The following is a 1,102-nucleotide window of genomic DNA, read 5'->3' as shown; positions in this document are numbered from 1 at the left end:
TCTGCAGATAGCGCGGCTCGAAAATGTTGAGCGGCATGCGCCCACCCGGCAAGAGCAGTGCGCCGGCAAGCGGAAACACCGGGATCGTCGCCGGCAGATCGGCTCCACGCCGGTAGTGCGCGTTTCCCGCCTGCAATCAGTCCTCCGATCGCCTGAAGCATCTCAAATCCGCGATCTCCTCCATCCCCGCGCGAAGCCGGGGCCGCGCGTCGTGCTCTAACATGGCGCACCTGCGCCCGGCCGCAAGCCCATCCGGAAAAAACAGCCGGCGAACGGCCTCAGGAAAACAGCAGCGACGACAGTTTGCGCCGCGCCGCCAGCGTCGCCTCGTCGGTCATGCCCCAGGCCTCGAAGAACTTCAGCAGCTGCGCCTTGGCGCCGTCATCGTTCCAGCTGCGGTCGGCCTTGATGATCGCCAGCAGATTGTCGGCCGCTTGCGTCCGCTCGCCCCGGGCGTTCTGGATCATCGCCAGGTCGAAGCGCGCCTGGTGGTCGGCCGGATTGGCGGCAAGGCGCCGCTCGAACTCCGCCGGATTGCCGAGCGAGGCGGCCTGCGCGGCAAGCGCGATCCTGGCGCGCAGCGCGGCAAGCTGCGGCGCGTCCTTCTTGTCTTCCGGCGCCCGCGCCAGAACGGCCTCGGCGCCTTCCGTGTCGCCGGCCTCGAACAGCACTTCGCCGAGCCCGGCGATCGCCTCGATCGTCTCCGGCGCCTGTTCGAGAATGGCATCGTAGATGTCGGCGGCGGTCTGGATGTCGCCCGCCCCGCGCGCCTCGGCTGCCGCCGCCAGCGCCTCGCCCACCTGGTTGCCGGCGCCGTTCTTGCCGCCGACCTTCTTGATGAATTCGGCGATCTGGCTCTCGGGGACGGCGCCCATGAAGCCGTCCACCGGCTGGCCGTTCTTGAAGGCGATGACCGCCGGGATCGACTGGATGCCGAGTTGGCCGGCGATCGAGGGATGATCGTCGATGTTCATCTTGACCAGCTTGACGGTGCCGCCTGCGGCCTTGACCGCCTTTTCGAGCTGCGGCGTCAGCTGCTTGCAGGGGCCGCACCACGGCGCCCAGAAATCGACCAGCACCGGCTGGCGGCGCGATTCCTGGA

The 1,102-nt window shown here is 68.5% G+C and carries 1 protein-coding gene and 1 pseudogene; both read right to left on the bottom strand.

Annotation, left to right across the window (positions count from 1 at the left end; all coding sequences use genetic code 11):
- A pseudogene (locus tag EN742_RS35690) lies at positions 1–136 on the bottom strand (ATP-dependent protease); the annotation flags it as partial.
- 142 nt (positions 137–278) lie between these two features.
- A partial coding sequence (gene trxA, locus EN742_RS35685; protein ID WP_128333923.1) for a thioredoxin occupies positions 279–1,102 on the bottom strand: 824 nt, incomplete at its 5' end.

Origin of the sequence: Mesorhizobium sp. M4A.F.Ca.ET.020.02.1.1, from assembly GCF_004022645.1 — a bacterium.
Lineage (GTDB): Bacteria > Pseudomonadota > Alphaproteobacteria > Rhizobiales > Rhizobiaceae > Mesorhizobium.
This window is presented reverse-complemented; position numbering and strand designations above follow the sequence as displayed.